The organism is Dactylosporangium sp. NPDC051541 (assembly GCF_044454505.1).
GTDB lineage: Bacteria > Actinomycetota > Actinomycetes > Mycobacteriales > Micromonosporaceae > Dactylosporangium.
This window is the reverse complement of the sequence record NZ_JBITDU010000002.1, coordinates 189,017-212,546: the sequence shown is the minus strand read 5'-3', so window position 1 is coordinate 212,546 and position 23,530 is coordinate 189,017. Positions and strand designations below refer to the sequence as shown.

Below are 23,530 nucleotides of genomic sequence, written 5' to 3'. Positions count from 1 at the left end.
TCAGGCGGCCTCAGTACCGTCACAGTGGGTGACACCGACGATGACGCCATGAAGATCCTCGATGTGCGGAGCCTGGTCGCGTGGGCGGCCGCCGGCTGGTCGGCCCTGTACGGCGTGATGGCCGCCGTCTGGTGGGGCGGTGGTGGCGAGTTCCCGTTCGCGCCCGTCGCCGACGACCGCAGCTCGGCGTCGATCCTGGAAGGCACCCCGGCCGCGGTCGTGGCGCCGGTCATGGTGCTCGTGTGCGCGCTCGCCACGGCGGTCGCGGTGTACCTCGCGGCCGGTGGCCCGGGGCGGGCCGCGATCTGGTTCGGGTGGGGGCTGGCCGCCGTCCTCGCGCTGCTGCTGCCGGACTACTCGCTGCTGGCGTTCGTGGCGTTCGCGCCGGTGCTGGTCGTGTTCGCGTTCACCGGGGTGCCGGGGCCGCAGGACGGGGTCGGCGACATCATGTACTGGCACCGGACCAACCTGCTGATCCTGTTCGCCGGTGGCCTGCTGTGGGCGGCCGCGGCCCTCCTCGCCGGCCGGCACGCCCGCGGCGTCTGCGTCCGGTGCGGGGGCTCGGCCCGGCCGGAGGGCGACCTGCGGCGATGGGGGCGGCGGGCGGTGCTCGTCGCGGTCCTGGCCCCGATACCGTACGAGGTGACCCGGCTGGCCTGGTACTTCGGTGTGCCCCTCGGCGTCCCCGCCGGCTTTCTGGCCGAGATGCGGGCGACGCCGGGGATGCTGGAGGTCGGCCTCGGGTGTGCCGTGCTGTCGATCGGCGGCGGGGTGCTCACGCACGGCCTGGTGTCGTCGTGGGGAGAACGGTACCCCCGCTGGCTCTTCTGGAAAGCCGGGCGGCGGGTGCCGCCCATGCTCGCCGTCGTCCCCGCGATGGTCGTCGCCGTCGTGCTCATCCCGGCCGGGCTGATGAACCTGCGGCTGCCGGTCACGGCGGCCACGTGGGGGCTCACCGCGCCCGGCATCCTGTGGATCGTGTGGGGCGTCGCGCTCGGGGCGGCCGCCGTCACCTACCACCTGCGTCGGCGGCCACCGTGTCGGCACTGCCTTCGGCCGGAGCCGGCGCCGCGGTCAGTGGCGGCAGGTGGCGCAGCATCCGGAACGTGACGACGGCCAGGCCGGCCAGGGCCACGGCGCAGACCGCGGCCACGACGTGCAGACCGGTCGTCGACGCGGCCCGGGCGGCGTCGAGGAGGCCCTGGGCGTCGCCGGGTTGGCCCGCGGCCACGGCCACGGCCGACGTGACGGTGTCGCGGGCCCCGGCGGCGGCCTGGGGGGACAGGCCGGCGGGGAGGTCGACGACGGCGCGGTACACCGCGGTGCCGAGGCTGCCGAGCAGGGCGATGCCGAGGGCGTAGCCGAACTCGCCGCTGACCTCGTTGAGCGCCCCGGCCGACCCGGCCCGCTCCGGCGGTGCGGAGCCGAGGACGATGCCGGTCGCGAGGGTCACCATCGGCCCCATGCCGAGGTTGGTGACGATGAACGCGGCGATGATCGGCAACGGGCCCGCGTCGGCCGGGATCAGGATGACGGCCGCGACGCCGGCCGCGGACAGCAGCAGCCCGCCCGCCATCAGCCACCCCTGGCGGACCCGCCGGGCCAGCAGCGGCGCGACCTGGAACCCGACCGCGGTGGCGATCGCGGCCGGCAGGATCCACAGCCCGGCCGTCTGTGGCGACAGTCCGTCGACGAGCTGCAGGTGCTGGGTGATGAAGACCATCATCGCGCCGGTCAGCATCGTCCCGGCGAACAGCCCGCCGAGCGCGGTGGCGAACCCGCGGTCGCGGAAGAGCCGCAGGTCGAGCAGCGGTTCGCGGGCCGTGCCGGCGGTCATCTGGCGGCGGACGAAGGCGGCACCGAGCACCAGTCCGGCGGCGAGCGCGGCCAGCGGCAGCGGGGACCAGCCGTTGCGGGCGAGTTCTTTTACACCGTACACAAATGGCAGGATCGCCGCCAGTGACAGCCCCACACTCGCGAGGTCGAAGGGCTTGGTGTTCGGATGCCGCTGCTCCGGCAGCAGCAGCGGTCCAAGGACCAACAGCAGCAGCATCGGGGGTACTCCGAGCAGGAACGCCGAGCCCCACCAGAAGTGCTCGAGCAGCAGGCCCCCGACGACCGGCCCGATCACGGCGCCGCTCATGAAGCACACCATCCACACGCCGATCGCGAGCCCCCGCCGCCGCGGGTCCGGGAACAGCCCGCTGATCAGCGCGAGCGCCGACGGCGCGAGGGTCGCCCCGGCGATGCCGAGCACGGCCCGGGCCGCGATGAGCATGACCGGCCCGGAGCTGTACGCCGCCACGACCGACGCCACCCCGAACGCCCCGGCCCCGAGCAGCAACAGCCGCCGCCGCCCGATCCGGTCCCCGAGCGTCCCCATCGTGATCATGAACCCGGACAGCAGAAACCCGTACACGTCGAGAATCCACAACTGTTCGGTACTGCTCGCCTGCAGCTCAGCCCCGATCCGCGGCATGGCGAGCAGCAACACGAACACGTCAATGGACACGAGCAGCGCCGGCAGCGCCAGCACAGCCAGCCCCAACCAGGGCGAACGCTTCATCATGCCAACCGGTCGGAGCCGCTCCCCCGCGCTCGACATCCGCGCTTCGGCGCTTTTCAGCCGGCGCGGACGCGCAGGCCGTCGATCAGGATGCCCAGGAGGCGGGGGCCGCGGGCGTCGAGTTCGGTGTCGTCGAGGCGCGACAGCCAGCTGATCAGGACGATCACGTCGCGGGCTTCGGCGTCGGGCCGGATGGTGGCGGTGTCGCGCCCGGCGGCCAGGAGCATTTCCACCGCCTCGCCGATCGGTCCGAGGCTGTGGGCGGCCAGGTTCCGCCCGGTCGACGCCTCGACGGCCGCGAACACGTCCCGTTTCACGCGGGCATAGGCGGCCACCCGGGCGAACCACGCGGCCAGAGCCTCCACGGGCTCGTGCGTCTCCAGCAGCCGAGGCGCGGCCGCGACCAGCGCGTCGACCTCGTGCCGGTACACCTCGGCGAGCAGGTCCTCGCGGGTCGGGAAGTGCCGGTACAGCGTGCCCTGGCCGATGCCGCACGCCTTCGCCACCGCGTGCAGTTTCAGCTCGCCCGGCAGCCGGACCAGTTCCCGGGCGGCCTGGATGATGCGGTCGCGGTTGAGCTGGGCGTCGGCACGCAGCCTGGCCGAACCGGACACATGTCCGCTAGAGTCGGACGGGTAACCGGACATGTGTCCACTCTAGCGAAAGGAACTGCCGTGGCCGTAGCGGGCAAGGTTGTCGCCGTCACCGGGGCCAGCAGCGGGATCGGGGCCGCCACCGCGCGTCATCTCGCGTCCCTCGGCGCGCCGGTCGTGCTCGGGGCCCGGCGCACCGACCGCCTGGCGGCGCTCGCCGCCGAGATCACCGCGAGCGGTGGCCGGGCGGTCGCGGTCCGGGTCGACGTCACCGACCCCGCGGACATGCACCGCCTGGTCGAGACCGCCGTCGAGCGGTTCGGGCGGCTCGACGTGCTCGTCGGCAACGCCGGCATCACCCGGATCGGGCCCGTCGCCGCACTCGACGTCGCCGGGTGGTCGGCCATGGTCGACGTGAACGTCAAGGGCGTCCTGCACGGCATCGCCGCGGCGCTGCCCGTGTTCCGGCGGCAGGGTAGCGGGCACCTCGTCACCGTCGTGTCGACGTCCGGGCTGAAGATCGTGCCCACCCAGGGCGTGTACGCGGGGACGAAGAACGCCGTCCGCACGCTCCTCGAAGCGCTGCGGCAGGAGAGCACCGACGGCGGGCTGCGCACCACGTCCATCTCCCCCGGGTACGTGCGCACCGAGCTCATCGACAACGCCGTGGACGACCCGGCGTTGCGGGAGCGGATGGCCGGCTCCATGGCGGAGCTCGGCATCGATCCGGCGGCGGTGGCGCGGGCGATCGCGTTCGCCGTCGACCAGCCCGACGACGTCGAGATCGGGGACCTCACCATGAGGCCCACCCGGCAGGGCTGACAGGCACCGGCACACACAGGCTTACGCAATTCTTAGCCGGCGCAGAGCACGGCTCTTATCGACGCGACCCTATGGTCACAGCCACCTGACCGAAAGGGGCTCGACATGACCGCGACCGCTCTGCCCGCCGCCCGTACCACCTGGAAGGCCACCCTCGCCGCCGCCGGCGTCGCCATCGCCGGCAGCCTGGTCGTCAACACCGTCATCGCCCTGGTCGCGAAGGCACTCGGCGCCCCCGACGAGTTCCAGCCGCTCACCTTCCCCGTCTACGGCACGCTGTCCGTCGCCGGGGTGCTGCTCTCCGCGGTCGCCTGGCGCCTCGTCGTCGCCCGCAGCCGCGACGCCGCCCGGGTGCTGCGGACTCTGGTCCCCGTCGTCCTGGTGCTCTCGCTCATCCCCGACGTGGTCCTCCTGGCGACGAAGGGCCAGCCGGGGACCACCACCACCGGTGTCGTCGCCCTGATGCTCATGCACCTCGCCGTCGCCGCCGTGGCCGTGCCCGCCTACCGCCGGTTCATGCACCCTCAGTCCTGAAACCGGACGTCCAGCCAGGACGTGAAGCCGCGCCAGGTGGCGGTCGGGTCGTGACGCTGGTAGTACTCGCCGGCCGCCTCCCTCGTCAGGCGGATCACCGCCATCGCCCCGCCGGTGATCACCAGCGTGACCGTGAGGCCCTGCTGGGCGGTGTACCACAGCGGCAGCAGCGGCTGCAGGTGGTCGAGCTGGACCTGGTTGTCGGGCAGCAGCACGGCGTCGGGGCTGTAGACGACCCCGAGGAGCAGGGCCAGGGCGACCAGCAGAAGAACCCAACCGACCAGGCCGCGGGTGTACTGCGTGCGCCGCGGAATGGCCACCGCGACGCCCACCAGCAGCGCCGACAGGCCCGCGGCCAGGACGGCGGCCCCGGTGAGGTGGACATACACCGACTCGATGATCAGGGCCTCGTTGCGCGACCAGGGGCCCAGCTCATCCACCTTGCGGCCGTATCGCAGCAGCAGCCAGCACGCCGATGCGGCCTGGCCGAGCTGCAGCGCGGCGCACGCCGTCACCAGCCGGAAAGCCACCCGGACGGGATGCACACGCCGACGGTACGACGGGATAGGGCAGGATGGAGCCGACGTTTCGTAACGAAGGAGTCAAGCGCATGGCGTTGAGTAAGCCCGAAGTGACGCTGCCCGACGGACCGCCGCCCGCCGACCTCGTGATCGAGGACATCACCGTCGGCGACGGGGACGAGGCGCAGCCGGGGCAGCTGGTCAGTGTCCACTACGTCGGTGTCGCGCTGTCCACCGGGCAGGAGTTCGACGCCTCGTGGAACCGCGGCGGCACGTTCGACTTCGGTCTCGGCGCGGGGCAGGTCATCGCCGGCTGGGACCAGGGTGTCAAGGGGATGCGGGTCGGCGGGCGGCGCAAGCTGGTCATCCCGCCGCACCTGGGCTACGGCCAGCGGGGCGCCGGCGGCGGGTTGATCAAGCCGGGCGAGACCCTGGTGTTCGTCGTCGACCTGCTCGGCACCAAGGCGTAACAAGCGACTGCATTCCCGGCTGGCGGGACAAAATTCCCACAGCCGGGCATGCGGAAATTCACAGCCGCCCCTCAGCACATACCTGAGATCGGGATGCGAAGCTAGACCATCAGTTCAGGCGACACAGACCCCGTCGGTTCGGACGCTGCCGGCCGGCGGCGGCTTCGCCGGACCGATCGGTGGCGGGGCATACGAAGGGGTGTGCATATGACGATGCAGTCGGCGGCACCACGTGCGAAGCGGATCCTCATGGTAGGTGCGCCGGGCTCGGGCAAGGGGACCCAGGCGGACGCGATCGCGAAGCAGTTCGGCATCACCCACATCGCCAGCGGTGACCTGCTGCGCAAACACATCGCCGACGGCACCACCATCGGCAAGACCGTCGAGGACATCGTCAACAAGGGCGAGCTCGTGCCCGACGCCGTCATCATGGACATGCTGCGCAAGCCGGTCATGGCGGCCAACGAGACCGGCGGCTACGTGCTCGACGGGTTCCCCCGGACCGTGGAGCAGGCCGAGGCCGCCTACCGCACCGCGGGGACGCTCGGCGTCGGCGTGCAGATCGCGGTACACCTGGAAGTCCCCGAGGAAGAGCTCACCCGCCGGCTCCTCGCCCGGGCCCGCGGCGCCGACGACACCGAGGACGTCATCCGGCACCGGATCAAGGTGTACGAGGAGAAGACCCGGCCGCTGCTGGAGTACTACGCCAGCCGGGAGATCCTGATCCAGGTCAACGGGGCCCGCCCGGTCGCCGAGGTGACCTGGTCGATCGTCGTGCAGTTGCAGCGGGCGTTCAAGAAGCCCAACACGCACGCGGCGCCCCGCCAGGCCACCACCGACAAGGCAGTGGCCTGACGCTCACCCGCTACCCCTTCAGGGCGTCCGCCACGACCTCGCGGGCCTCCGACTGGATCTGCGCGAGGTGTTCGGGGCCCTGGAACGACTCCGCGTACACCTTGTAGACGTCCTCGGTCCCGGACGGGCGGGCGGCGAACCAGCCCGACGCCGTGACCACCTTCAGACCCCCGATCGCGGCCCCGTTCCCCGGGGCCGCCGTCAGTTTCGCGGTGATCGGCTCACCCGCGAGGGACGTGGCCGTGACCTGCTCCGGCGACAGTTTGCCGAGGACCGCCTTCTCCTCCCGTGTCGAGGCCACGTCCAGGCGGGCGTAGGCGGGCTCACCGTGGCGGGCCACCAGATCGCGGTAGTGCTCGGACGGCGTGCGGCCGGTACCGGCGAGAATCTCCGAAGCCAACAGGCACAGCAGCAGGCCGTCCTTGTCGGTCGTCCACACCGAACCGTCCCGGCGCAGGAACGACGCCCCGGCGCTCTCCTCACCCCCGAACGCCACCGACCCGTCCAGCAGTCCGGGCACGAACCACTTGAACCCGACCGGCACCTCGATCAGCGTCCGCCCGAGGTCGGCGGCGACCCGGTCGATCATCGACGAGGAGACCAGGGTCTTGCCGATCGCCGCGGTCCCGGCCCAGCCGTCCCGGTTGCGGTACAGGTAGTCGATCGCGACGGCGAGGAAGTGGTTGGGGTTCATCAGCCCCGCGTCGGGCGTGACGATCCCGTGCCGGTCCGCGTCGGCGTCGTTGCCGGTGGCGAGCTGATACTCGGCCCGCCGCCCGATCAGCGACGCCATCGCGTTCGGCGACGAGCAGTCCATCCGGATCTTGCCGTCCCAGTCCAGCGTCATGAACCCGAACGCCGGGTCGACGACCGGGTTGACGACGGTCAGCTCGAGCCCGTACCGCTCCCCGATGTACGCCCAGTAGGCCACGCTCGCCCCGCCGAGCGGGTCGGCCCCGATCTTCACCTTGGCGGCGGCGATCGCCTCGAGATCGACGGCCGCGCCGAGGTCGTCGCAGTATGAGGCCAGGAAGTCGTAGCGCTGCGTCGTCTCCGCGGCCAGGGCCTTGGCGTAGGTGACCCGCCTGACCCCGTCCAGCCCGGCCCGCAGCAGCTCGTTCGCCCGGTCCTGGATCCACCTCGTCACGTCGGTGTCGGCCGGCCCGCCGTTCGGCGGGTTGTACTTGAACCCGCCGTCTTCCGGCGGGTTGTGCGACGGCGTCACCACCACCCCGTCGGCGCCCCGGTGCCGGTTGACGAGGATCGCGTGCGACACGGCCGGCGTCGGCGTGAACCCGTCGCGGCTGTCGATCAGCACGGTCACCCCGTTGGCGGCGAACACCTCCAGGGCGCTGACGGTCGACGGCTCCGACAGCGCATGGGTGTCACGACCCAGGAACAGCGGCCCGGTGTACCCCTGCGCGGCCCGATAGTCACAGATGGCCTGGCTGGTGGCGACGATGTGGTCCTCGTTGAACGAGCCGCGCAGGCTCGAACCGCGATGCCCGGACGTGCCGAAGGCGACCTGCTGGGCGGGGTCGGCCGGGTCGGGGTGAACGGCGTAGTAGCTGGTGATGAGCCGCGGGACGTCGACGAGGTCGGCACGCTCCGCGGGCTGCCCAGCACGGGGATGGACGGACATGCCCCATACGTTGCCACGCGTCACGAAAAAGCGCGCGGACACGCAGGTCTTCGCGGCCGCCTAAGATCGGCTCCATGACCTGGGTCGCACCGCCACCACCACCGTTCGGGGGTTCGCTCGTCGCGAGTGAGCGGACCCTCCTGGAAGGCTTCCTCGACTGGCAGCGCGCCGTCCTCGTCGGCAAATGCACCGGCCTGACCGGCGCCGAGCTGGCCGCACCCGGCGTGCCGCCGTCGACGCTCTCGCTGCTCGGCCTGATCCGCCACGTGACCGACGTGGAACGCGAGTGGTTCCAGCACCGTTTCCATAAGCGGCCGGTGGTGTACTACTACAAGCGCCCGGACGCCAGGGACGCCGCCTTCGACGAGGTCGACCCCGCCCACGCCGAGCGCGACTACGAGCGCCTGATCGCCGAGTGGCAGGCGTCGCGGCAGTCGGTCGCCGACGTGCCGCTCGACACCGCGTTCGAGGACGACCTCCGCGGCCCGATGTCGCTGCGCGCCGTGCATCTGCACCTGATCCAGGAGTACGCGCGGCACAACGGCCACGCCGACCTGCTCCGCCAGCGCATCGACGGCGAGACCGGCTGAGACGTCACGTCACCGGCCGGCCCCGCCGCGGTCGTTCACCTGCGCCGCGCCATCATCCCCGGCCGCATCGCGACCAGCCCGAGGCCGATCGTGACGATGCCGATCACGATGTTGCTCGCGATCGCGCCGCCGGAGCTGTACCCCCGCTGCACGACAAACGGCGCGACGATCGTCCACACGCCGATCGCGACCGGCAGCCAGGCCAGCCCGTGCGTGCGCCCGTAGGCGACGGCGAACCCGCCGGCCAGCACCGCGACCGCGATGCCGCAGATGAAGTTGTTGACGGACAGGTTCGCCTCGAAGGGCGGAAACCCCACCACCCACGGCGACAGGGCCAGGTACAGCCCAGCCAGTACCAGCACCCCGTCGGTGATCCGCGCCGCCGGTGTCTCCGACACCTGGTCGTAGCGGGCCCGCAACTCGGCGATGTCCGGGTGCCCTTCGAGGTCTGCGATGGGTCGGACCATGACGACCCCCTTCCGTTCGGATGAGCCCTGGACTAACCCCGATCGCCGAGAACTAACCACCACCGGACCCGAATCTCACACCGCCCGTCCGGCTCCCCCACCCCGAGGCCCGCGCCGACCGCCCACGACGAACCCAACGGCCGGCGGCCTCGCGGGGCTGTCACGGCCGATGTCCGCACCGCATCACGCCGCTTCGCGACGTTTCGTGACCAGAACTCGCGACCGACGGCGGGGCGTCCGGGGCGGCGGGTCAGAGCGGCCCGCCCAGGGCGACGAACCGCAGGCCGCGCGACTGCAGCGCCGGGATGACGGCGCGCGGGGCGGCGCAGGTCTGGGAGCGGTCGCCGCCGCGGGCCGCGTGGTTCGCCGTCGCCGCTGTGGCCGCGATGGCCGGCATCACCGGCACCACCCGGCGGGACGTCGGGACCGGGTGCGTGCCGGTTCGCTGGAGCCGTACCACGCGGGTGCGGAAGGTTATCGAAGGACCGGGCGCGGTGGGCGGCCGCTGCAGACGTCCTGCTCCGCCGCGCCCGGCGGGTTTCGCGTGGGAGCCGCGAATCGGGGGTTGGGCATCACCTCCATGAGGATCGATGGGTGCGGTGACCGTAGCGCCGCTTGTTCCGGGAGCGCTCCCATGCCAGAATCCTCGCTGCCGCGCGGATGGGAGCCGCCTGGGCCCTGCCAGCAATGGCCTTGGACCTCAAGGACATTGCGCTGGCCGGTGCCCGGCTACCGGTTCGTAACTTTCACGACGAGCGAGCGGTCCGCATCCCAACGCCGGGCGCGCGGCGCGACTTCGACACGTCGGGTTTTTCCCCGGACCCCTCGCCGAAGTCCGCGACTGGCTGGCCCCGTTCGAGCGCTTCCGGGCGCTCAAGCTCGCCGACGTCGGCGCCGTCCTGGGCGAGTTGCCGTGACCGATTTGTCGACGGACGCGTTCTACCCGCACCCGCCCGCGAAGGTGTGGCGCGCGCTCACCGAACCCGACCTGATCGCCCGCTGGCTGATGCCCGGCGACTTCCGCCTCGAGGCCGGCCACCGCTACTCGATGCGCGTCGCCCCGATGCCCGCGGCCGGGTTCTCCGCCCGGATCGAGGCCGAGGTGCTCGGCTTCGATCCGGAGCGCGAGCTGCGGGTCGCCTGGCGCGACGCCGTCAGCCGCGAGGCGTGGGCCCTCACCTGGACCCTGCACCCCGACGGGCACGGCACGCGGCTCTTCCCGCACCGGAGCGGCGGCCCCGGCCTCGAGCGGGCCGCGCTCGTCATGTCCGACGCCTGGGAGCGGCCGGGTCGAGCCGGGCGCCGACCTGGTCGCGGCGCTCACCGGAGTCCGCGACGATATGCTGGCCATGCCGGCCGACCCCGAGCGGACCGGCCGCCGCCGGCCGGGCGGGGCCGATGGGGGCGGTGCCGATCGAGCAGGCCGTGTCCGTCGTCGGAAGCCTGGAGGTGGCTCGTGCACACGTGGGACCTCGCCCGCGCCACCGGTGGCGACGAGACCCTCGACCCCGCGCAGGTCGCCCGGGTCCACGCCGCCGCCGAGCCCTCCTCGGCCGGGCTGGTCGCCACCGGCGCCTTCCGGGCACCGGTTCCCGCACCCGCGGGCGCCGACGCGCAGACCCGGTTGCCGTGCTTCGCCGGGCGGCGGCCGTGACGCGCGACGAGCTTGTCGCCTACTGCCTGGCCAAGCCCGGGGCGTGGGAGGACCGGCCGTGGGAGGGCGACGTCGTGGCCAAGGTCGGGCCGAAGATCTTCGCCTTCCTCGGCGGGGACGGCGTCGGGGTGAAGTGCGCGCCGAGCCGGGAGGCGGCCGACGAGTGGCTGCACCGCTACCCGGACGACGCGGCCTCCATGCCCTACATCGGGCGGTCCGGGTGGAACTCGCTCAAGGTCGGCGGGGCCATCCCCGACGACGAGATCCGGGAGGCGATCGACGAGTCCTACCGCTGGGTCGTGTCGAAGCTGCCGAAGAAGGACCGGCCCGCTCAGACGTCGTAGCCGGACAGGCCGTTGGCGGAGGCGACGCAGAGGCGGCCGCCCAGACCGGCGAGCTTGTACGCGTTGGGCTCGTTCAGCAGCTTCAGGCGCCGGCCGGTCCCGGGGTCGAGCTCGGCCACGCCGTCGGCCGTCGCGACGTACACGTGCTCGCCCAGGGCGATGATGTCGGCGAAGTCCCAGACGAAGTTCCACCGCTCCGCGCCGGTGTCCGGGTCGAGGCCGGTCAGCGTGCCGTCCTCGTGGACGGCGACGATGCCGCGGCCGGTGACGATGGGCACGGCGTCGACCAGGTGGCCGCCGGGCGGGTCGTACTCCCAGCGGACCGTGCCCGCGGCGGCGTCGACGGCGAACAGGTTCTCCAGGCGGTACAGGTACTCGTCGTCGACGTAGCGCATCCCGAACGCGACCAGCAGGTTGCCGTGCACCGCGGGGCGGCCGAACACGTAGCCGTCGGCCGAGTCCAGCGACCACTTGCGGCTCCCCGCCGCGGCGTCGAACGCGACGAGCTCCCGGGCGGCCGCGTAGACCGTCAGGTCGTCGGCCAGCAGGTCCAGCGGACCGTCACTCACCGGCACGGCCTGGCGCCACCGGTCGGCGGGGCCGTCGAACCCGGACAGGCCGCGGCCGTCGGCGGCATCGCTGACCGCGACCACCAGGCCGGAGGCGGTGGCGGCCAGGTCGCCGACGTACTGCTCGAAGTCGCGCCGCCAGCGTTCAGTACCGTCGAGGAGTTTGGCTGTGCGTATTTGGATTTTGCCCGCGTCCTGGGTGCGGTAGGCCAACGTGTCGCCGGCCGCCCGGAGCGGGGGCGTGCGCAGGCGGGCCGGCAGGACGGTGTTGCGGCCCAGGTCCTGGTGCCAGCGGACCGCACCGGTGGCCGCGTTGAACGCGGTCAGGCCGTCACCGAGCGCGAGCAGCGTGTCTCCGCTGAGCAGCAGCGTGTCGGGCTGGTCGGCCGCCGCCACCCGCCAGCGCGGCGGTGTGTCGTGGCCGGGTGGGGCCGGCTCCGAGCCGCGGCCGCCGAACCAGACCGCCGCCCCGCCCACGGCGACCGCCCCCGCGGCCGCGCCGGCCGCCCGCAGCAGGGTTCGCCGCGTCATCGTCATGGCGCTTGATCGTACGGCGGGCCGGTTGTCGAATCCGGCCGCCCCCGATCGTCGGGGAGGTGAGACGGTGAACCTCCGACGATTGGAACCGACCATGGCGAAGTACCTCCTGCTGATCTACGGCGACGAGCAGCGCTGGGACGCCGAGACCGCCGAGGAGCGGGCCGCGAAGGACGCCGGGCACCGCGCGTTCGCCGCCGCCGCCGGCCCGGCCCTGCTCACCGGGCAGGAGCTGGAGCCCTCGGCGACGGCGACGACCCTGCGCCCGACGCCGACCGACGGGCCGTTCCTGGAGACGAAGGAGGCTCTGGGCGGCTTCTACGTGATCGAGGCCGCGGACCTCGACGCCGCCCTGGCCCTGGCCGCGCTGCTGCCGGAGCTCAGGTCCGGGCACTGCGGCGTCGAGGTCCGGCCGATCGTGGAGCACGGGTGACGGTCGCCGCGGCCGTGGAGCGGGCCCACCGTGAGGAGTGGGCCCGCGTCCTGGCCGCGACCGTCCGCCTGACCCGCGACCTCGACCTGGCCGAGGAGTGCGTCCAGGACGCGTTCGCGCAGGCCCTGCGCACCTGGCCGGAGGCCGGCGTCCCGGACCGGCCGGGCGCCTGGCTGACCACGGTCGCCCGCAACCGGGCCCTGGACCGGCTGCGCCGCGAGGCCGCGTTCCGCCGGGTCCTGCCGCAGCTGGTCACCGACGACGTCGCCCCGCCCGCCGACGACCGGCTCGGGCTGATCCTCATGTGCTGCCACCCGGCGCTGTCCCGTGACGCCCAGGTCGCGCTGACCCTGCGGCTGGTCTGCGGCCTGTCGACGGCCGAGGTGGCCCGGGCGTACCTGGTGCCGGAGCCGACGATGGCGGCCCGGATCACCCGCGCCAAACGCAAGATCGCCACGGCCCGCATCCCGTTCCGGGTCCCCGGCCCGGCCGCCCTGCCGGCCCGGGTCTCGGCCGCCTGCGAGGTCGTCCACCTGGTCTTCACCACCGGCCATACGGCCCCCAGTGGCCCGGACCTGCACCGCCCCGACCTGACCGGCGGCGCCGTCGCCCTGGCCCGGATGCTGCGCCTGCTGCTGCCCCGCGACCACGAGGTCGCCGCCCTGCTCGCCTTGCTCCTCGTCATAGATGCCCGCAGTGGTACCCGCACGACCCCGCAGGGCCGCCTCCTCCTGCTGTCCGAGCAGGACCGCTCCCGGTGGGACTCGGCCCAGATCGCCGAGGGCACCGCCCTGCTCGGCGAGGCCCTGCGCCGGCCGCCGACGCGGTGGGCCGTGGAGGCCGCGATCGCCGCCGTCCACGCCGAGGCGCCCAGCTGGGAGGCGACCGACTGGACCGAGATCTGCGGCCTGTACGACGCGCTCCTGGCCCTCTGGCCCAACCCGGTGGTCCGGCTCAACCGGGCCGTGGCCGTGGGCTTCCGCGACGGCCCGGCGGCCGGCTTGGCCGAGCTCGACGTTCTGCTCAGCGAGCCCGCCCTGGCCGGCTACGGCTACCTGGCGGCGGCCCGGGCCGACTTGCTGCGGCGCCTCGGCCGGCGGGCAGAGGCGGCCCTCGCCTACACCGAAGCCCTCGCCCTGACCACCAACGAGGCCGAGCGCGCGTTCCTGACCCGCCGTCTCGACGCAATGGGATGCAACGGATAATCGGCCCGACACGTCTGGATCAGTGCAAGTCGCACACCCGACGGAGGAGCCCATGAGGACGCACGTCACCCGCCGCCGCCTGTTCGGCGCCGGCCTGGCCGCGATGGGCGCCGCCCTGGTCGCCCGGGAACCGGCTGCCCAGCCGGCGCCCGCGCAAACATTCCTGGCCGACGCGCCGCCGCCGCTGCTGCTGACCCCGCCTCACCCGGCGCCGTCACCGGCCCCGTCCGAGCCGGGCACGCCGACCCTCAACCGGCCCGTGTTCACGCTGAAGGAGTTTCGCCAGGTCGTCCCCGGCCCCGCGTTCCCCGACAACGCGGTCGCCCTCACGATCGACGACGGCCCCCACGGCGGCTGGACCCCGCAGGTGCTGCGCATCCTCGAGCGCTACCACGTCCCGGCCACGTTCTGCATGATCGGCAACCAGATCCTGGGTCAGGAGGCGGTCGCCCGCAGCGTCGTCGCCGCCGGCCACCAGGTCGCCAACCACACCTGGAGCCACCCGGCCGGCCTCGCCCAGCTGCCCCCCGACCGGGTCGAGCAGGAGGTCCAGCGCGCCCAGGAGAAGATCCACGACACCACCGGCCGCACCCCGACGATCTTCCGCTCCCCGGGCGGCGCCGTCTCCCCGGCCGTGTTCGCGGCCGCCGCGAAGGGCGGCATGGTCCCCGTCAACTGGGACCGCGACCCGAAGGACTGGACGAAGCCCGGCACCCAGTCCATCACCAACCACCTCCTGGCCGCCCGCCCCGGCGACATCCTGCTGTGCCACGACGGCGGCGGCGACCGCTCACAGACCTGCGCCGCCCTGCGCACCGTCATCCCGGCACTACAGTCCCGCGGCCTGCAGTTCGTCGCCCTCGGCGTCCAGCTCTGAGCCGGCGCCGGGCGCACCGGCCGTGACCGCGGCCGAGCGGCGAGCACCTACTTGCCGTAGCCGCGTCTGAGCAGGAACCTCGCGCCCGCCGCGTAGCCGGACGGGTCGAGCGTCGCGAAGGCGAACGCGTCGGCCAGGCGGTTGGTGATGTTGAACGCGGCCGCCACGGCGAGTGCGTCCTCGATCCGTTCCCGGCTGACCCCGGCGGCCAGGACCGTGCGCATGTCGCCGACGCTCACCGAGCCGTCGCGGGTCAGGACGTCGAGCAGCCGGAGGGTCGCCCGCAGGCCCTCCTCGATCGGGGCGGTGGCCAGGTCGGCGAGGACGGCCCGGACCCGGCCCCGGTCCGCGTAGGCCAGCTCGGCGGTCGCGGTGTGCGCCCCGACGCAGAACGAGCACCCGTTGGCCCGGGACACCACCGCGGCCATCAGTTCGCGGTCGCCCACCGACCACTGCGACGGGCCCCGCAGCGCCAGCTGCGTCAGGTGGCCGGCCGGCCCGCCGTAGAAGTCGCGGCGGTAGAAGGTCAGCTTCGCGGCGTCGGGCAGGGGGCGGCCGGAGAAGAGGCGGATCATCGCGAACAGCACCTTGGTGCCCGGCTTGTAGCCGTGGTTGAGGACGCCGGGGCGCATCAGCCGTTCGCCGCCGCGTCCAGGGCCGCGAGCGCCGACTCGTACATCCGGGAAGCCTGGCCGACGGCGGCCGCGATCACCAGCTCGAACACCTGGTCGTCGGTGCGGCCGGCGGCGCGGGCCCGGTCGAAGTCGGCGTCGGTGATCCGGGTGGGGGCGGTGGCGACCTTGGCGAGCAGCGGCTGCAGGTCGGCGTCCAGGCCGTCGTTCGCGAAGGCCGCCGCCCGCTGCTCGACGGTGGCCGTGCCCGGGCCGCGCACGACCCGGTCGACGAGCGCCCGGTGCGCGGCCCGCCGGTCGTCGGGGCCCATCAGGTGTCCGCGCCGAACAAGGCGGCGTAGCGGTCCAGGTAGAGCGGCCAGCCCTCGTCGTCGGCGATGCCGTCGCGGACCGACTCCCAGCCCGGGCCGTGCCGGTCGAGGTGGCGGTGTTCGAGGTCGACGCGGGTGCGGTCCGGGGCTTCGGCGGTGAACGTGACCTCGACCTCGCTGGTCAGCGCCGGGTCGGTCTCGAGCTGCCAGGTCGGGCCGATGTCCCAGCTGAACACGACCCGGTGCGGCGGGTCGTAGGCGAGGATGCGCGCCCACCGGCACTCGCTGCCGTCGACGGCCCGGTCGTAGATGTTGCCGCCGACCCGAGGCTCGAACACGGTTTCGGCGAGGGGCGCGCCGAGCAGGTTGTGCTCGCGCGGTTTGAAGTCGCCGAAGCGGTCGGTGAACACCGTGAACGCCCGCTCGATCGGCGCGTGCACGACGATCCGGCGGCGTACCACCGCCGCCGCTGCTGCCTGCGTCATGAAGTCTCCTCGGTCTCGTCTTCCACGACGTCCTGATAGCCGGCCAGGGCACGGTTCCAGAACGTCTCCAGCTGATCGCGCAGGGCGGCCATCCCGGCCGGGTTGAGCCGGTAGACCCGCCGGGTCCCGACCGCCCGGTCGGTGACCAGGCCGGCCCCTTTGAGCACCTTGAGGTGCTGTGACACCGCCGGCCGGCTGATCGGCAGCTCGTCGGCCAGCTCCCCCACCGCGCGCGGCCGTTCGGCCAGGCACCGCACGATGGCGAGCCGGCTCGGGTCGCCGAGCGCCTCCCAGCCCCCGGCCGCTTCGTAAGTGGCCACGAACGGAAAGCTACGACTTACGGAGCCGTCGCGCAAGCCCCCTACGGGGTGGGGCTGGGAGCCGGGCTGGTCAGGAGGGGGCCGAGGATCGAGCCCCAGCAGCACAGCGAGAACAGCATGGTGAGCGCGCCGAGGGCGAGGGCCCAGCCGGCCGCGCCGGGGTTGGCCGAGCGGCGGCCGCGGACGCCGAAGTACAGCGCGAACGGGCCGGTCACCAGGCCCAGGTACGGAATCAGGCCGAGCAGCCCGAACAGCAGGCCGAGCCAGGCGCTGGTGTTGTCCCGGTTCGCCCGCCGCTGCCGGACCCGCTGCTGCTCGGCCAGGACCTGCAGCCGCTGCGCCTCGGCCTGCTGGACGGCGGTCTGCTGGGCGGCCCGGGGCTGGGTGAGCAGGATGGCGGTGTGCAGGGCCACGTTGTCGGGCTGGCGGCCGAGCTCCTGCGCCATGGCCCGGAACCACGGCTGCTGTACCGCCGCCTGGTCCTGCACGGCCCGTTGCGCCGGGGCGAGGAACAGGCTCCACTGCCCGCCGAACGCGGCCGCCAGGAGCTGGGCATGCATCGACTGCCGGTCGGCGGCGGAGATCGGCACGTGCAGGCCGTGCAGCCGGGCCTCGGTCTGCTCGACGGCCCGGTGCCAGGCGTCGTCGAGCAGGGCGTAGCCGTCGCAGCCGGGGGCGCCGTCGCAGATGGTGAGGATGCCGTCGGCGAAGAGGACGTCGACGATGCCGCGGGCGTTGGAGCCGGGGTTGAGCACGGCGTCGCCGACGAGCCGGTGCAGCCCGGCCCGGTCGAGGCGGCTGCCGTTGTACTCGGGGACGCTGTCGGGGTCGAGGGCGAGCAGGACCTGCGCCAGGCCGCGTTCGGGGCGCTCGGCGACGCCGCCGTCGAGGGCGCGCACGGCGTCGTGCAGGTCGAGGCGGGCCAGCCAGTCCCGGAACGTCAGGTAGTGTGGCGCCCGCACGGCCCGCCCGGCCATCAGCCGCCGGCCCTCGTTCCAGTTGCCCCGCAGCGCCACCGCGAGGGCGCGGGGGTCGTCGTAGCCGACGCCGGCGAACACGTAGGTGGACCCGCCGGGCCGGCGGGCGGCCGCCAGCGGGACGGGCAGCGGGGCGGCGACGGACGGGCTGCCGCCGCGCCGCCACTCGGCCGTCTCGCCGGCGCCCCAGCGGCGCTCCGGGGCCCGGGTCAGCAGGCCCCGGCACAGCAGCCGCCACCGCGGGTCGGTGACGGCGTCGAGGTCGATGTCGTGCGTGGTCAGCTCCCGCACGATCATGGCGTCGTCCTGCCAGGTGCCGTCGGGCCGCTGGAACGGGTGCAGCCCGGCGAGGAGCTCGACGAGGGTCATGCCGAACGACCACCAGTCGACGGAGCGCGACGCCTCGCCGCTGACGGCCTCCGGCGGCGCGTAGGCGACGGTGCGGGAGGTCGTGCCCATCTGGCGGGTGCCGGTGAGGAACTTCGTCAGCCCGAAGTCGGCGAGGACCAGGTCGAGGGGCTGCTCGGCGCGGATCAGGATGTTGGCCGGTTTGATGTCGCGGTGGACCATGCCCATCGAGTTGGCGTAGGCGATCGCGGCCCGCAGCTGGTCGAAGACCGGCAGGACGGCGGCCGGGGTCCACGGGCCCGGGGTCCGCCGCCGGACGTCCTCGAGCGAGCCCCGGGCCGCGTACTCGAGGATCTCCCAGCTGAACCCGTCGCCGGTGCCGTACTCGTACAGCCGGATCAGGTGCTGCGGGTCGGCGGCGCAGAGGCGGTCGAGCTTCTCCCGGTCCAGGGGCAGATCCTGGCGGCGGTACAGCCTGATCACCCGCTGGTCGCCGGAGTGCTGGTCGGCGGCGAGCAGCACGTCGGCCTCGCCACCGGAGCCGAGCTCGCGGTCCACCTCGAACCGCGCGGCCAACGCCGGCGGCAGGTTGAGCCGCTGGTAGCGCGGCCCCGGCACGACCGCGTCCCGGGTGGTGGACGGCGCCGCGTCCCTGGTGGTGTGGGGCACGGCGTCCAGGAACGTCCGGGCGACGGCGTCCAGGGAGGTGCGGGGTGCTTCGTCGGTCATGGCAGGTCCACCACCGCGATCGAGATGTTGTCGGGGCCGCCGGCGTCGAGGGCGGCCCGGAGGAGGGCTTCGGCGGCGGCGGTACCGTTGCCGGCTTTGCTCAGTTCCGCTTCTATCCGGTCGGCCGGGACGACGGCGGAGAGGCCGTCGCTGCACAGCAGGAACCGGTCGCCGTCGCGCACTTCGGTGCGGTGGACGTGCGGCGCGACGGCGGCCGGGGCCGAGCGGCCGCCGAGGGTCTGGGTGAGCACGCTCGTCGCGGCCGCCGACCCGGCCGCCGGCGGTGGCGAGTCGTCCGCCGAGAGCTGCACGAGGACGTCGTCGCGGTGCAGGTAGCAGCGGCTGTCGCCGACGTTGACGCAGATCGCCTCGGCGCCGGCCAGGACGAGCAGGACGACCGTGGAGCCCATGCCGGCCCAGCGCGGGGTGTGCGCCATCTCGGCGTAAATGGCGTCGTTGGCGGCGTGGACGGCCGCGGTGACGGCGTCGGCGTCGTGGAAGCCCGGCGCGGCGTCGGTGACGACGGCGGCGGCGAGGCGGCTGGCCCGCTCGCCCTGCGCGTGCCCGCCGAGCCCGTCGGCGACGAGGCACGTGACCGGGCGGACGGTGTCGACGGTGAGCCGGACCGGCCGGCCCTCCAGGGCGCTGGACTGGAAGCCGGCGACCGCGACCGTGTCCTCGTTGTGCGTGCGTTCGCGGCCGCGATGGGTCACGGCGACGACCTCGACCAGGTTCACCCGGACGCTCCGATCACTGTGGCCTCGGCCGTCGCGCCGAAGCGGATCCGGTCACCCGGCCTGGCCGTCGTGGGCTCGCCGGCCGGGATGCGCGTGTCGTTGACGAAGGTGCCGTTCGTCGACTCGAGGTCGGTCACCGTCAGGGCGGTACCGTCGCAGCGTATTTCGGCATGCCGGCGGGAGACGTTGGAGAACCCGGCGAGCCGGTCGGCGAGCGGTGAGCCCTCCCGGCCGATCAGCAGGGCCGTGTCCGCCTCCACCGGCACGGTCCCCCACTCGAAGCGCAGTCCCGCCCGCGCGGCCGCACCGGCCAGCCCGCAGGCCCGGCAGCCGCCGGCCGGTGGCACGCCGCCGGTGTCGCAGTCGGGGTCGGCGCAGATCCGCGGGCCGGTCGTGGTCGGCGGCGCCGGCGCGGGTGCCGGGCGGGCGACCGGGATCGAGAAGCAGGTCGGGCAGTAGGGGGTGCCCGGCTCGATGGTGGTCTTGCAGCCGGGGCAGATCAGCTCCGCCACGACACCTCCCCGTAGACGAGGCCGCGCCGCGCGAGGGCCGCCTCGAGGGCCTCGAGGTCGCCCGGCGCCGGGATGCCGATGTGGTAGACACGCTCGCCGTCGGTGCCGAGCTGCATCCGGGTCGGGCCGGCCGGGCGGTCGACGTCGGCGTCGTAGCGCTCGTGGCCCAGCGCGGTCAGCGGGACGAGGTCCTGGTTGGCCGAGCCCCGCCACATCCCGCCCGGGGCCTCGGCGGCGACGTACGGCCCGGGGACGACGGCGTCGAGGAGCTCGAGGTGCGGCGCGAACCGGGCCCGCAGCGCGGTGAGGCTCCGGCCGCTGTAGCCGAGCAGGTCGACCGGGCGGCCGGTCCCGGCCCGCCAGGCGTGCAGGGCACGCAGCAGCGCCAGCAGCGCGTCCGGCTGGTCGAACGGCTCGCCGCCGCTGATCGTGACACCGTCCACATCGGACGGCAGGCGGCGCAGCCAGTCGACGACCGCGCCGACCTCGACCTCGGTGGCCGGGTCGGCGGCCCAGGTGTCGCGGGCGACGCAGCCGGCGCAGCCGATGCCGCAGCCCTGCACCCACAGCCCGGCCCGGCGGCCGTAGCCGAGGACCACCACCGGGTAGTGGACGCGGTTGACCCGGATCCTCATGCGAGCACCACCTGCCAGGTGCCGTCGGTGTGGCGCAGGTCGGTGACGGTGACCTGGCGGCCGCGCAGGTCCCCGTGCCGGAACAGCTCCCGCGCGAGGGGGTTGACCAGGGCGCTCTCCAGGTGCGAGCCGATGCCGCGCCCGCCCATGCCGAGGTTCTGGGTCGCGCCCTCGAGGAGCCGGCGGCGGACCGGCTCGCTGATCGCCAGGTCGAGCTGGTGCTCGGCCCGCAGCCGCTCCCGGACATGGCTGATGAGCACGTCGAAGATCTGCGCGGCCGTCTCGGCGTCGATGAAGTTGAACACGACGATGTTGTCGCCGAGCCGGTTGAGCAGCTCCGGGCGGTTGAGCCGGGTCGTGAAGTGCTCCTCGACGGCCCGCCGGACGCGCTGCTCGAGCTCGGGCCGGGTGAACGGCGCGTGCAGCGGGTCGGCCTCGGCCTGGATGGCGTACTCCTCGGCGGTGATGCCGAGGTTGGACGTGAAGACCAGGACCGTCTCGGAGAAGTACACCGTCGACCCGCTGGCGTCGGTGAGCCGGCCGTCGTCCAGGATCTGCAGGAACTTGTCGAGGATGCGAGGGTTGGCCTTCTCGATCTCGTCGAAGAGCAACAGACTGAACGGCTTCTGTCGTACCGCGTTGGTGAGCTCGCCCCCCGCGTCGTGCCCGACGTATCCGGGCGGCGCGCCGATGAGCCGGTCGGCGGAGTGCTCGGCCGAGAACTCGCTCATGTCGAAGCGGGTGTAGGCGCGGGCGTCGCCGAAGATCAGCTGGGTGAGCTCCTTCGCGAGCTCCGTCTTGCCGACCCCGGTCGGGCCGGCGAAGAACAGCACGCCGCGGGGCCGGGACACGTTGCCGCCGGCGTGCGCGCCGGACAGGCCCAGCACCGCCCGGACGAGGATGTCGACGGAGCGCTGGATGGCCTCCCGCTGGCCCTTGACCCGCTCCGAGATCCGCTCGGTGGCGCCCTCCATCCGCTGGCGCAGGTGGGAGGTCCGCCACGGGTTGTCGTGGATGCCGACCCGGTAGCAGCGCACCGCCTCGTCGATGTCGCCGATCGGCGTCTCCATCCGCACCGCGAGCCGGGTGATGGCCATCATGCTGCGCAGCGTCATCCCCTGCGTCTGTTCGGCGAGGCGCTGCTCCAGGTCGCGGCGGTCGTCCTCGCTCGCGTCGCGGTAGCCGCGCATCGCGCCGGCGAGCCAGCGGGCGGCGGTCTCGCGGCCGCCGAAGTCGGGCAGCGGCACGGCGATCTTGCGCACGTCGTCGTTGCCGGCGGTGAGCCACACCGGCAGGTCCCGCTCGTTGTTGACCGACCAGATGACCGGGTTGTAGAACGGCCGGGTGTCCGGCCCGGCGATCTTCGGGTAGGCGACCCGGGACAGCCGGTCGCAGCGGGCGAAGAACGCGTGCTCGGCCGGTTCGAGGCGGCCCGCGTCGAGCATCAGCCGGGACGCGAAGTCGATCAGGACGGCGCAGCGGGTGTCGGCGTGCACGACCCGTTCGATGACGTCGGACAGCGGCGCGAGCGGGCTGTCCTTCCACGGGCCCCACGGCGGCTTGTTGTCCCGCTGGGTCACCTCGGCGGCGAGCCGGGCGACGTGCTGGTCGGCCGGGAGCACGCCCAGGCCGGCGACCGCGTCGGCGACGACCAGATACGGGAAGCCCTCGTCGGCGAGCACCCGGTGCAGGCTGGTCTGCAGGTCGCAGGGCTCCCAGCCGTGGGCGGCGGGCATCAGGAACACGTCGCGGACGTTGCCGTAGACGACGACCTGCGAGTTGATCGAGAGCGCGGTGCGGATCTCGCGCAGCCAGGCCGGGATCGCGGCGGTGCCCGGTGCGGTCATCGGGGTAGCTCCCGCTGGCGTCGCTGCTCGTCGGCGCGGCGGCGGCCGTCGCGGTGGCGGCGCTCGAACGGGAACCGGGCCGGGTCCACGTACTGCACGTGCGGGTCGCCCTCCTCGCTGCGGTGGGTGGTCTCGACGCCGACGCCGCGGGCGGCGAGGGCGGTCATGAGCTGGTCGACGGCGCCGCACCAGCGGTGCTCGACGGCGGCCAGGTCGGGCTCCTCGGCGTCCCTGGGCGCGACGAGGTTGAAGCGGTAGCCGTTGTCGTCGCGGGCCCGGACCCGCACGGCCAGGTCGTCCCAGCCCTGGCCCTGCACGTGGGCGAGGCCGTCGCGGCCGAGGGCGACCTCGAAGTCCTCCTCGACGGTGCAGCCGATCTCCTGCAGCGACTCGCGCAGCGCTCGCCGGGTGTAGTCGCGCACCACCGGGGCCAGGGTCGTCTCGATGGCCGCGTCGACGGCGTGGGCGAGGGCCGGCAGGTCGGGCTCGGGCTCGTCGTGCGCGGCCAGCAGCCGGGCCCGGATGTCGTCGATGGCCGGCCCGGAGAACCCGCCGACCCGCCGCGACAGTTCGCGCAGCGCCGTGCGGCGCCCACCGGCCTCGGTGTTGGCCCGCTCGACCGAGTAGCGCAGATCGTCGAGGAGGCGCAGCGCCGTCGCCTCGGACGCGACCCGCAGCGCGTCGGCGGCCCGCTGCTCGAGAACCGCGGACTGCTTCGGGGGTACAGCCCCGTCGATGCGCCGCAACACGCGCTCCAGCGACGCCCGCAGTTCGGCGCTCGGCTGGGCCGCGACCGCCGGGGCCGGCCGGTCCGGAGTGGACGGTGGCGGGGCCATGCGCGCGATCGCGGCCGCGACGTCGGCCATGATCCGCCCGGCCCGGGCCGCCGCGACCTCGGCCCGGAACCGCCGCTCGGCCGCGGCGACCTGCGCGTCGATGTGGGCGCCGATGGCGTTGGCCCGCTCCACGTCGGCCCCGACTGCGCCCGGCCGGGCCAGCGCGGCCAGGGGGCTGATCAGCTCGCCGAACCGCGCCCGCTCCCGCTCGATGCGCCCGCGCAGCAGGTCGTGCTCGGCGACGGCCTGGGCCAGCCGGTCGGACGCGTTCCAGGCCCGCTGCTGCCGCTCGGCCAGCTTGTCCCCGGCCGCGACGGCGAGCAGGCCGACCCCGGCGGCCAGGCCGGCCGCGAGGACGGGCGCCGCGAGCAGCGGCAGGAGGAGGACACCGACTTCAGCGCTCACGGGAGACTCTGACGGACAGCGCCCGGCCGAGCCCGCACGTCGCGGGTCAGCCGGGCGTTGTGGTCAGGCGGTGCCCG

28 protein-coding genes are annotated in these 23,530 nt (G+C 73.8%); 11 read left to right on the top strand and 17 right to left on the bottom strand.

The genetic code is table 11. The features are described from left to right. The first annotated feature begins 48 nt into the window (after nucleotides 1-48). A complete protein-coding gene (locus ACIA8L_RS09120) occupies nucleotides 49-1,110 on the top strand; it encodes an NYN domain-containing protein (RefSeq protein WP_395902178.1) in 1,062 nt (353 codons plus the stop codon). Here ACIA8L_RS09120 and ACIA8L_RS09115 read toward each other — a convergent pair. Both ACIA8L_RS09115 and ACIA8L_RS09110 read right to left on the bottom strand, forming a co-directional pair. Then, nucleotides 1,010-2,569, bottom strand: coding sequence for an MFS transporter (locus ACIA8L_RS09115; protein ID WP_395902176.1), 1,560 nt, complete (start codon nucleotides 2,567-2,569; stop codon nucleotides 1,010-1,012). The genes ACIA8L_RS09120 and ACIA8L_RS09115 overlap by 101 nt on opposite strands. Nucleotides 2,570-2,622: 53 nt before the next feature. Beyond that, complete coding sequence (locus ACIA8L_RS09110) at nucleotides 2,623-3,213, bottom strand: TetR/AcrR family transcriptional regulator (RefSeq protein WP_395902174.1); 591 nt, start codon at nucleotides 3,211-3,213, stop codon at nucleotides 2,623-2,625. Between the two features lie 27 nt (nucleotides 3,214-3,240). Between ACIA8L_RS09110 and ACIA8L_RS09105 the strand changes: the two genes are divergently transcribed. Together ACIA8L_RS09105 and ACIA8L_RS09100 are read left to right on the top strand one after the other, a co-directional pair. Beyond that, nucleotides 3,241-3,981, top strand: coding sequence for an SDR family oxidoreductase (locus ACIA8L_RS09105; RefSeq protein ID WP_395902172.1), 741 nt, complete (start codon nucleotides 3,241-3,243; stop codon nucleotides 3,979-3,981). Between the two features lie 105 nt (nucleotides 3,982-4,086). Next, entirely contained in the window at nucleotides 4,087-4,515 is a 429-nt protein-coding gene (locus tag ACIA8L_RS09100; RefSeq protein ID WP_395902170.1) for a DUF6069 family protein, read from the top strand. Here the strand turns inward: ACIA8L_RS09100 and ACIA8L_RS09095 are convergent. Then, complete coding sequence (locus ACIA8L_RS09095; protein ID WP_395902168.1) at nucleotides 4,506-5,060, bottom strand: hypothetical protein; 555 nt, start codon at nucleotides 5,058-5,060, stop codon at nucleotides 4,506-4,508. The two genes, ACIA8L_RS09100 and ACIA8L_RS09095, sit on opposite strands and share 10 nt — an antisense overlap. 65 nt (nucleotides 5,061-5,125) lie before the next feature. Here ACIA8L_RS09095 and ACIA8L_RS09090 point away from each other — a divergent pair, with 65 nt between their 5' ends. Both ACIA8L_RS09090 and ACIA8L_RS09085 read left to right on the top strand, forming a co-directional pair. Next, entirely contained in the window at nucleotides 5,126-5,506 is a 381-nt protein-coding gene (locus ACIA8L_RS09090; protein ID WP_395902167.1) for an FKBP-type peptidyl-prolyl cis-trans isomerase, read from the top strand. A 207-nt stretch (nucleotides 5,507-5,713) separates the two neighbouring features. After that, a complete protein-coding gene (locus ACIA8L_RS09085; RefSeq protein ID WP_395902166.1) occupies nucleotides 5,714-6,361 on the top strand; it encodes an adenylate kinase in 648 nt (215 codons plus the stop codon). Nucleotides 6,362-6,371: 10 nt separating this feature from the next. Here the strand turns inward: ACIA8L_RS09085 and pgm are convergent, their stop codons facing one another. Then, entirely contained in the window at nucleotides 6,372-8,003 is a 1,632-nt protein-coding gene (gene pgm, locus ACIA8L_RS09080) for a phosphoglucomutase (alpha-D-glucose-1,6-bisphosphate-dependent) (RefSeq protein WP_395902164.1), read from the bottom strand. 74 nt (nucleotides 8,004-8,077) lie between these two features. Between pgm and ACIA8L_RS09075 the strand changes: the two genes are divergently transcribed. Beyond that, the gene (locus tag ACIA8L_RS09075) at nucleotides 8,078-8,593 is read left to right on the top strand and encodes a DinB family protein (RefSeq protein WP_395902162.1); all 516 of its coding nucleotides are present in this window, start codon (nucleotides 8,078-8,080) and stop codon (nucleotides 8,591-8,593) included. A 35-nt stretch (nucleotides 8,594-8,628) separates the two neighbouring features. Here the strand turns inward: ACIA8L_RS09075 and ACIA8L_RS09070 are convergent, their stop codons facing one another. Beyond that, nucleotides 8,629-9,060 (bottom strand): SPW repeat protein, encoded by a 432-nt coding sequence (locus tag ACIA8L_RS09070; protein ID WP_395902160.1) that lies wholly within the window; start codon nucleotides 9,058-9,060, stop codon nucleotides 8,629-8,631. A gap of 250 nt (nucleotides 9,061-9,310) precedes the next feature. Further along, a complete protein-coding gene (locus ACIA8L_RS09065) occupies nucleotides 9,311-9,457 on the bottom strand; it encodes a hypothetical protein (RefSeq protein ID WP_395902159.1) in 147 nt (48 codons plus the stop codon). A gap of 516 nt (nucleotides 9,458-9,973) precedes the next feature. On the opposite strand from ACIA8L_RS09065, the gene ACIA8L_RS09060 reads away from it, so the two are divergent. Then, nucleotides 9,974-10,714 carry an SRPBCC domain-containing protein gene (locus ACIA8L_RS09060; protein ID WP_395902157.1) on the top strand — a complete coding sequence of 247 codons (741 nt, stop codon included), beginning with the start codon at nucleotides 9,974-9,976 and terminating at the stop codon, nucleotides 10,712-10,714. Continuing rightward, nucleotides 10,711-11,058, top strand: coding sequence for an MmcQ/YjbR family DNA-binding protein (locus ACIA8L_RS09055; protein WP_395902155.1), 348 nt, complete (start codon nucleotides 10,711-10,713; stop codon nucleotides 11,056-11,058). Before ACIA8L_RS09060 ends, ACIA8L_RS09055 begins: the two co-directional genes overlap by 4 nt. Here the strand turns inward: ACIA8L_RS09055 and ACIA8L_RS09050 are convergent. Then, the gene (locus tag ACIA8L_RS09050) at nucleotides 11,046-12,164 is read right to left on the bottom strand and encodes a PQQ-binding-like beta-propeller repeat protein (RefSeq protein ID WP_395902153.1); all 1,119 of its coding nucleotides are present in this window, start codon (nucleotides 12,162-12,164) and stop codon (nucleotides 11,046-11,048) included. The genes ACIA8L_RS09055 and ACIA8L_RS09050 overlap by 13 nt on opposite strands. 94 nt (nucleotides 12,165-12,258) lie before the next feature. On the opposite strand from ACIA8L_RS09050, the gene ACIA8L_RS09045 reads away from it, so the two are divergent. From ACIA8L_RS09045 to ACIA8L_RS09035, 3 genes are read left to right on the top strand one after another with little or no spacing between them, the layout of a single operon-like run. After that, the gene (locus tag ACIA8L_RS09045) at nucleotides 12,259-12,597 is read left to right on the top strand and encodes a YciI family protein (protein ID WP_395902151.1); all 339 of its coding nucleotides are present in this window, start codon (nucleotides 12,259-12,261) and stop codon (nucleotides 12,595-12,597) included. Further along, entirely contained in the window at nucleotides 12,594-13,802 is a 1,209-nt protein-coding gene (locus ACIA8L_RS09040; protein WP_395902149.1) for an RNA polymerase sigma factor, read from the top strand. Before ACIA8L_RS09045 ends, ACIA8L_RS09040 begins: the two co-directional genes overlap by 4 nt. Nucleotides 13,803-13,854: 52 nt before the next feature. Next, nucleotides 13,855-14,679, top strand: coding sequence for a polysaccharide deacetylase family protein (locus tag ACIA8L_RS09035; protein ID WP_395902147.1), 825 nt, complete (start codon nucleotides 13,855-13,857; stop codon nucleotides 14,677-14,679). Between the two features lie 47 nt (nucleotides 14,680-14,726). Here the strand turns inward: ACIA8L_RS09035 and ACIA8L_RS09030 are convergent, their stop codons facing one another. Genes ACIA8L_RS09030 through ACIA8L_RS08985 form a run of 10 tightly spaced genes read right to left on the bottom strand, consistent with a single transcriptional unit; the run spans nucleotide 14,727 to nucleotide 23,453 of the window. Next, nucleotides 14,727-15,311, bottom strand: a complete 585-nt coding sequence (locus tag ACIA8L_RS09030) for a carboxymuconolactone decarboxylase family protein (protein WP_395902145.1) — start codon at nucleotides 15,309-15,311, stop codon at nucleotides 14,727-14,729. Further along, entirely contained in the window at nucleotides 15,311-15,622 is a 312-nt protein-coding gene (locus ACIA8L_RS09025; protein WP_395902144.1) for a hypothetical protein, read from the bottom strand. The genes ACIA8L_RS09030 and ACIA8L_RS09025 overlap by 1 nt, the downstream gene beginning before the upstream one ends. Beyond that, complete coding sequence (locus tag ACIA8L_RS09020; protein ID WP_395902143.1) at nucleotides 15,622-16,107, bottom strand: SRPBCC family protein; 486 nt, start codon at nucleotides 16,105-16,107, stop codon at nucleotides 15,622-15,624. Before ACIA8L_RS09020 ends, ACIA8L_RS09025 begins: the two co-directional genes overlap by 1 nt. Next, the gene (locus ACIA8L_RS09015; RefSeq protein ID WP_395902141.1) at nucleotides 16,104-16,427 is read right to left on the bottom strand and encodes an ArsR/SmtB family transcription factor; all 324 of its coding nucleotides are present in this window, start codon (nucleotides 16,425-16,427) and stop codon (nucleotides 16,104-16,106) included. Before ACIA8L_RS09015 ends, ACIA8L_RS09020 begins: the two co-directional genes overlap by 4 nt. A gap of 41 nt (nucleotides 16,428-16,468) precedes the next feature. Then, nucleotides 16,469-18,481, bottom strand: coding sequence for a protein kinase (locus ACIA8L_RS09010; protein WP_395902139.1), 2,013 nt, complete (start codon nucleotides 18,479-18,481; stop codon nucleotides 16,469-16,471). Further along, complete coding sequence (locus ACIA8L_RS09005) at nucleotides 18,478-19,218, bottom strand: PP2C family protein-serine/threonine phosphatase (RefSeq protein WP_395902137.1); 741 nt, start codon at nucleotides 19,216-19,218, stop codon at nucleotides 18,478-18,480. The genes ACIA8L_RS09010 and ACIA8L_RS09005 overlap by 4 nt, the downstream gene beginning before the upstream one ends. Beyond that, nucleotides 19,215-19,730 carry an FHA domain-containing protein gene (locus ACIA8L_RS09000; RefSeq protein WP_395902135.1) on the bottom strand — a complete coding sequence of 172 codons (516 nt, stop codon included), beginning with the start codon at nucleotides 19,728-19,730 and terminating at the stop codon, nucleotides 19,215-19,217. Before ACIA8L_RS09000 ends, ACIA8L_RS09005 begins: the two co-directional genes overlap by 4 nt. Then, nucleotides 19,718-20,365, bottom strand: a complete 648-nt coding sequence (locus ACIA8L_RS08995; RefSeq protein WP_395902133.1) for a 4Fe-4S cluster-binding domain-containing protein — start codon at nucleotides 20,363-20,365, stop codon at nucleotides 19,718-19,720. Before ACIA8L_RS08995 ends, ACIA8L_RS09000 begins: the two co-directional genes overlap by 13 nt. Then, nucleotides 20,362-22,212, bottom strand: coding sequence for an AAA family ATPase (locus ACIA8L_RS08990; protein ID WP_395902131.1), 1,851 nt, complete (start codon nucleotides 22,210-22,212; stop codon nucleotides 20,362-20,364). Before ACIA8L_RS08990 ends, ACIA8L_RS08995 begins: the two co-directional genes overlap by 4 nt. Beyond that, the gene (locus ACIA8L_RS08985; protein ID WP_395902129.1) at nucleotides 22,209-23,453 is read right to left on the bottom strand and encodes a hypothetical protein; all 1,245 of its coding nucleotides are present in this window, start codon (nucleotides 23,451-23,453) and stop codon (nucleotides 22,209-22,211) included. Before ACIA8L_RS08985 ends, ACIA8L_RS08990 begins: the two co-directional genes overlap by 4 nt. Nucleotides 23,454-23,530: the final 77 nt, after the last annotated feature.

What these genes read in the sequence shown, in the direction of transcription:
- ACIA8L_RS09065 (WP_395902159.1), bottom strand. Translation starts at nt 9,457, where the DNA reads ATGCCGGCCATCGCGGCCACAGCGGCGACGGCGAACCACGCGGCCCGC.
- ACIA8L_RS09020 (WP_395902143.1), bottom strand. Translation starts at nt 16,107, where the DNA reads ATGACGCAGGCAGCAGCGGCGGCGGTGGTACGCCGCCGGATCGTCGTG.
- ACIA8L_RS09120 (WP_395902178.1), top strand. Translation starts at nt 49, where the DNA reads ATGAAGATCCTCGATGTGCGGAGCCTGGTCGCGTGGGCGGCCGCCGGC.
- ACIA8L_RS09085 (WP_395902166.1), top strand. Translation starts at nt 5,714, where the DNA reads ATGACGATGCAGTCGGCGGCACCACGTGCGAAGCGGATCCTCATGGTA.
- ACIA8L_RS09025 (WP_395902144.1), bottom strand. Translation starts at nt 15,622, where the DNA reads ATGGGCCCCGACGACCGGCGGGCCGCGCACCGGGCGCTCGTCGACCGG.
- ACIA8L_RS09075 (WP_395902162.1), top strand. Translation starts at nt 8,078, where the DNA reads ATGACCTGGGTCGCACCGCCACCACCACCGTTCGGGGGTTCGCTCGTC.
- ACIA8L_RS09050 (WP_395902153.1), bottom strand. Translation starts at nt 12,164, where the DNA reads ATGACGATGACGCGGCGAACCCTGCTGCGGGCGGCCGGCGCGGCCGCG.
- ACIA8L_RS09035 (WP_395902147.1), top strand. Translation starts at nt 13,855, where the DNA reads ATGAGGACGCACGTCACCCGCCGCCGCCTGTTCGGCGCCGGCCTGGCC.
- ACIA8L_RS09115 (WP_395902176.1), bottom strand. Translation starts at nt 2,569, where the DNA reads ATGATGAAGCGTTCGCCCTGGTTGGGGCTGGCTGTGCTGGCGCTGCCG.
- ACIA8L_RS09010 (WP_395902139.1), bottom strand. Translation starts at nt 18,481, where the DNA reads ATGACCGACGAAGCACCCCGCACCTCCCTGGACGCCGTCGCCCGGACG.
- ACIA8L_RS09110 (WP_395902174.1), bottom strand. Translation starts at nt 3,213, where the DNA reads ATGTCCGGTTACCCGTCCGACTCTAGCGGACATGTGTCCGGTTCGGCC.
- ACIA8L_RS08995 (WP_395902133.1), bottom strand. Translation starts at nt 20,365, where the DNA reads ATGAGGATCCGGGTCAACCGCGTCCACTACCCGGTGGTGGTCCTCGGC.
- ACIA8L_RS09090 (WP_395902167.1), top strand. Translation starts at nt 5,126, where the DNA reads ATGGCGTTGAGTAAGCCCGAAGTGACGCTGCCCGACGGACCGCCGCCC.
- ACIA8L_RS09100 (WP_395902170.1), top strand. Translation starts at nt 4,087, where the DNA reads ATGACCGCGACCGCTCTGCCCGCCGCCCGTACCACCTGGAAGGCCACC.
- ACIA8L_RS09070 (WP_395902160.1), bottom strand. Translation starts at nt 9,060, where the DNA reads ATGGTCCGACCCATCGCAGACCTCGAAGGGCACCCGGACATCGCCGAG.
- ACIA8L_RS08990 (WP_395902131.1), bottom strand. Translation starts at nt 22,212, where the DNA reads ATGACCGCACCGGGCACCGCCGCGATCCCGGCCTGGCTGCGCGAGATC.
- pgm (WP_395902164.1), bottom strand. Translation starts at nt 8,003, where the DNA reads ATGTCCGTCCATCCCCGTGCTGGGCAGCCCGCGGAGCGTGCCGACCTC.
- ACIA8L_RS09045 (WP_395902151.1), top strand. Translation starts at nt 12,259, where the DNA reads ATGGCGAAGTACCTCCTGCTGATCTACGGCGACGAGCAGCGCTGGGAC.
- ACIA8L_RS09030 (WP_395902145.1), bottom strand. Translation starts at nt 15,311, where the DNA reads ATGCGCCCCGGCGTCCTCAACCACGGCTACAAGCCGGGCACCAAGGTG.